The organism is Nocardia sp. NPDC060220 (assembly GCF_042727815.1).
Lineage (GTDB): Bacteria > Actinomycetota > Actinomycetes > Mycobacteriales > Mycobacteriaceae > Nocardia.
Genome location: NZ_JBHWZY010001100.1, coordinates 1 through 1,940, shown reverse-complemented (window position 1 = coordinate 1,940; position 1,940 = coordinate 1). Strand labels below are relative to the sequence as shown.

Below are 1,940 nucleotides of genomic sequence, written 5' to 3'. Positions count from 1 at the left end.
GGCCCGCCTCGTCGCGGATCGAGCTGCGCGGCCTGCGTGCTTTCGGCAGGCACGGAGTGTTCGATTTCGAGCGTCGTGACGGCCAGGAATTCGTCGTCGATCTGACGGTGTGGGTCGATTTCGCCGCGGCCGCCGCGTCCGACGACCTCGCCGACACCGTCGACTACGGCGCGCTCGCCGAGCGTGCCGTGCGCATCGTGACCGGTCCGCCGCGCGATCTGATCGAAACAGTGGTCTCCGAGATCGCCGACGACGTGATGGCCGACCCGCGGATCGAGGCGGTGGAGGTGGTCGTGCACAAGCCGTCGGCGCCGATCCCGCACACCTTCGAAGACGTGCGCGTGGTGGCTACCCGGTATCGCACGCAGGCCCCGGAGCAGCGCCGATGACTCGCGCGGTGCTCTCGATCGGCTCGAATCTGGGCGATCGGCTCGCGCATCTGCGCAGCGTGCTCGACGCGCTGGGGGAGCGGGTCGTGGCGGTGTCGCCGGTCTACACGACCGCGCCGTGGGGTGGCGTCGACCAAGACGATTACCTCAATGCTGTTGTCACAGCGGAAGATCCGGCCTTCGACGATTACGCCTGGCTGCGTTTCGGTCAGGAGCTCGAGCAGGCGGCGGGCCGCGTGCGCGAGGTTCGCTGGGGTGCGCGCACCCTCGATGTCGACGTGGTCCAGTGCGCCGACAGCACCGGCACGGCGATCGCCCGCGACACCGATCCGACGCTGATCCTGCCGCACCCGCAGGCCCGCAACCGGGCCTTCGTCCTCATCCCGTGGCTGGCTGTCGAACCGTCCGCGCACCTTGTCGTCGACGGGGCCGCGCGCCCGATCGCGGAGCTGCTCGCCGGACTCGACCAGTCCGAGAAAGACGGCGGGGTCCGTACCGACCTGGTGCTACGCGAGGAAAGCGCCGGCTCGTGCTGAAACCCACCCGGGTACTCGACCTCGCGCTGAATGTGGTGGTGGCCGCCGCGGTCGCCTGGGTCGCCACCCGGTTCGCCTATTCCAGCTTCCCGTCGATCTCGGTGGCCGCGGGCGCCTCGCTGCTGCCGGTCGCCGCGATCGAGGCGGCGCTCGGCTTCGCGATCAAGGCCAAGATCGCCGATGAGCAGATCGGCGACGGATCGGGTCAGATGCATCCGATCAACGTGGCCAGGGGTGTGGCGCTGGCGAAGGCGTCGTTGCAGGTGGGTTCGCTGGCCGCGGGTGTGTGGCTGGGTTTCCTGCTGTGGGTTTTCCCACAGCGCGGGACCGTCACCGCCGCCGCTACGGATTCGCCGGGTGCGGTGGTCGGCCTGCTGGCCGGTTCGGCCCTGGTTGCTGCGGCTTTGTGGCTGGAGTATTGCTGCCGGGCACCCGAGGACCCGACCGACGACCCCGCTACTACATAGCAACTTGCGAATGGAATCTCCGTAGCCTTTGGTGGGCCGACCAGCCGATTCCGGCTACCCTGGCCCTCATGGTTTCACCCTCCCGCAGCACGGCGCCCCGACGACGGCGGGACGACGCGGGAAAATTCTTCGTCGGTTTCCTCATCCTGCTCGGTCTGACCGCCAGTGTTTTCCTGATCTTCAGCGAAAACGTCCAATACGTGCGGATCGGCCTGGTAGCAGCCCTGTGGGCCGCGGTGATCGGCGCGCTCGCAGCTACCCGCTACCGCAAGGACGCGGCCGTCGACAAGGCGAAGGTGCGCGATCTGCAGACGGTGTACGAGTTGCAGCTCGAGCGTGAGATCAACGCGCGCCGTGAGTACGAGATGGGTGTCGAGGCGCGGGTGCGCGCCGAAGTCGGCGCCGACTCCTCCGAAATCGCCGCGCTGCGCGCCGAGCTGACCCTGCTGCGCCAGAATCTGCAGGTTCTCTTCGACGGCGCCCTGCTCGACGAGCAACCTGCGCTGCAGGCCGATGCCGTGCGGATCGACGCGTTGCCCGCCGGTGGC

Annotated in this window: 4 protein-coding genes; all 4 read left to right on the top strand. The window is 68.7% G+C overall.

Features of this window, described 5'->3' with window-relative positions; all coding sequences use genetic code 11:
* A partial coding sequence (gene folB / locus ACFWF3_RS34085) for a dihydroneopterin aldolase (protein WP_379318129.1) occupies positions 1-389 on the top strand: 389 nt, incomplete at its 5' end.
* Positions 386-925, top strand: coding sequence for a 2-amino-4-hydroxy-6-hydroxymethyldihydropteridine diphosphokinase (folK, locus tag ACFWF3_RS34080; protein ID WP_379318127.1), 540 nt, complete (start codon positions 386-388; stop codon positions 923-925). The genes folB and folK, both read left to right, overlap by 4 nt.
* Complete coding sequence (locus ACFWF3_RS34075; protein WP_378990757.1) at positions 919-1,392, top strand: DUF3180 domain-containing protein; 474 nt, start codon at positions 919-921, stop codon at positions 1,390-1,392. The genes folK and ACFWF3_RS34075 overlap by 7 nt, the downstream gene beginning before the upstream one ends.
* A gap of 68 nt (positions 1,393-1,460) precedes the next feature.
* A partial coding sequence (locus ACFWF3_RS34070) for a DUF6779 domain-containing protein (protein WP_379318126.1) occupies positions 1,461-1,940 on the top strand: 480 nt, incomplete at its 3' end.

Excerpts from the sequence above, each read along its gene's own strand:
- folK (WP_379318127.1), top strand. The coding sequence starts at position 386 with ATGACTCGCGCGGTGCTCTCGATCGGCTCGAATCTGGGCGATCGGCTC.